The 2,834-nt window shown below is 37.2% G+C and carries 2 protein-coding genes; both read left to right on the top strand.

Annotated features, from left to right (window positions below; translation table 11 throughout):
• Positions 1 to 397: 397 nt before the first annotated feature.
• Positions 398 to 1,873: an ABC-F type ribosomal protection protein Msr(E) gene (gene msr(E) / locus PHR02_RS13530; RefSeq protein ID WP_000052512.1), complete on the top strand. Its 1,476-nt coding sequence runs from the start codon at positions 398 to 400 to the stop codon at positions 1,871 to 1,873.
• Between the two features lie 55 nt (positions 1,874 to 1,928).
• Positions 1,929 to 2,813 (top strand): Mph(E) family macrolide 2'-phosphotransferase, encoded by an 885-nt coding sequence (locus PHR02_RS13525; RefSeq protein WP_000155092.1) that lies wholly within the window; start codon positions 1,929 to 1,931, stop codon positions 2,811 to 2,813.
• The last annotated feature ends 21 nt before the right edge of the window (positions 2,814 to 2,834 follow it).

Genomic DNA, 2,834 nt, shown 5'->3' with positions numbered 1-2,834 from the left:
TAAAATAAGCCTTATATCCAAGCATAAAACAAGGTTGTCTAGACTTCTTTTAACAGTAAAGTTATCATAAAACTGAATTTTATTTTTTAGGTAAGTTTATGCATTCTATCCGCATTCGTTAAGACACAACTATTTGCATAGTGACACTATTTTATAATGGTGGGCTTTTGTTGTGTCTTTAAGAATATATGCGGATATATAAAGTAAAAGTATGCTTAATTTATAAGTATGCTTTTAGTGCATAGTTTCCAGTTATAACTTAATTGACTAGCTATTTGTCCACCCTGTGGATGAATAGCTTTTTTTTTGGGAGGACACTGTGATGCTAGCTTTTGTTTTCACCTAAATCCTGTTTGCTGCATAAAAAATTTCAAGAGCTAAACAGGAGTAAATAAAAATGAGTTTAATTATTAAAGCGAGAAACATACGCTTGGATTATGCTGGGCGTGATGTTTTGGATATTGATGAATTGGAAATTCACTCTTATGACCGTATTGGTCTTGTGGGTGATAACGGAGCAGGAAAGAGTAGTTTACTCAAAGTACTTAATGGCGAAATTGTTTTAGCCGAAGCGACATTACAGCGTTTTGGTGATTTTGCACATATCAGCCAACTGGGCGGAATCGAAATAGAAACGGTCGAAGACCGGGCAATGTTATCTCGCCTTGGTGTTTCCAATGTACAAAACGACACAATGAGTGGCGGAGAGGAAACTCGTGCAAAAATTGCTGCCGCATTTTCCCAACAAGTACATGGCATTCTAGCGGATGAACCAACCAGCCACCTTGATCTCAATGGAATAGATCTACTTATTGGTCAACTTAAAGCATTTGATGGAGCATTACTTGTTATCAGTCATGACCGATATTTTCTTGATATGGTTGTAGACAAGATATGGGAGTTAAAAGACGGTAAAATTACGGAATATTGGGGTGGTTACTCGGATTACTTGCGTCAAAAAGAAGAAGAGCGACAACACCAAGCCGTAGAATATGAGCTGATGATGAAGGAACGGGAGCGATTAGAATCTGCTGTGCAAGAAAAACGCCAGCAAGCTAATCGATTAGACAATAAGAAAAAAGGAGAAAAATCCAAAAACTCTACCGAAAGTGCTGGACGACTTGGGCATGCAAAAATGACTGGCACCAAGCAAAGAAAACTGTATCAGGCAGCTAAGAGTATGGAAAAGCGTTTGGCTGCATTAGAAGATATTCAAGCACCAGAGCATTTGCGTTCTATTCGTTTTCGTCAAAGTTCAGCCCTAGAACTGCACAATAAGTTCCCGATTACGGCAGATGGTCTGAGCTTAAAATTTGGTAGCCGTACTATCTTTGATGACGCTAACTTTATAATACCGCTTGGCGCTAAAGTCGCTATAACTGGATCGAATGGAACAGGGAAAACGTCCTTGTTAAAAATGATATCAGAACGTGCTGATGGATTAACCATATCTCCAAAAGCTGAAATTGGCTACTTTACACAAACAGGATATAAATTTAACACGCATAAATCTGTGCTCTCCTTTATGCAGGAAGAGTGCGAGTACACAGTTGCGGAAATTCGTGCAGTATTGGCTTCAATGGGGATCGGAGCGAATGATATTCAAAAAAACTTATCCGACTTATCGGGAGGTGAAATCATCAAACTGCTTTTATCCAAAATGCTTTTAGGAAAATATAATATTTTGCTTATGGATGAACCAGGAAACTATCTTGACCTAAAAAGTATTGCCGCATTAGAAACAATGATGAAGTCCTATGCAGGAACTATTATCTTCGTATCTCATGACAAGCAATTGGTCGATAATATTGCTGACATTATCTACGAGATCAAAGACCACAAAATCATCAAGACTTTTGAGAGAGATTGTTAATGATAGCCAATCTAATCCGAACATTAATTATTGAACTCTTTAAAGGAAATTAAAAATGACAATTCAAGATATTCAATCACTTGCTGAAGCACACGGCTTGTTGCTTACGGACAAAATGAATTTCAATGAAATGGGCATTGATTTTAAGGTCGTTTTTGCTCTTGATACAAAGGGGCAACAATGGTTGCTGCGTATTCCTCGTCGTGATGGCATGAGGGAACAAATCAAGAAAGAAAAACGCATTTTAGAATTGGTAAAAAAACATCTTTCTGTAGAGGTTCCTGATTGGAGAATTTCATCTACAGAATTAGTGGCTTATCCCATACTTAAAGATAATCCTGTTTTAAATTTGGATGCTGAAACCTATGAAATAATTTGGAATATGGACAAAGATAGCCCGAAATACATAACATCTTTGGCAAAAACCTTATTTGAAATCCATAGTATTCCTGAAAAAGAAGTTCGGGAAAATGATTTGAAAATTATGAAACCTTCAGATTTAAGACCTGAAATAGCAAACAATTTGCAGTTAGTAAAATCTGAAATTGGTATAAGTGAGCAATTGGAAACCCGCTACAGAAAATGGTTGGATAATGATGTTCTATGGGCAGATTTCACCCAATTTATACATGGCGATTTATATGCTGGGCATGTACTAGCTTCAAAGGATGGAGCTGTTTCAGGCGTTATTGATTGGTCAACAGCCCATATAGATGACCCAGCGATTGATTTTGCTGGGCATGTAACTTTGTTTGGAGAAGAAAGCCTCAAAACTCTAATCATCGAGTATGAAAAACTAGGGGGTAAAGTTTGGAATAAACTATATGAACAGACTTTAGAAAGAGCAGCGGCCTCTCCTTTGATGTATGGTTTATTTGCCTTAGAAACTCAAAATGAAAGCCTTATCGTTGGAGCAAAAGCTCAGTTGGGAGTTATATAATTTAAAAATATGATTGCTGAG

Source organism: Sulfuricurvum sp., assembly GCF_028688295.1.
Taxonomy (GTDB): domain Bacteria; phylum Campylobacterota; class Campylobacteria; order Campylobacterales; family Sulfurimonadaceae; genus Sulfuricurvum.
This window is presented reverse-complemented; position numbering and strand designations above follow the sequence as displayed.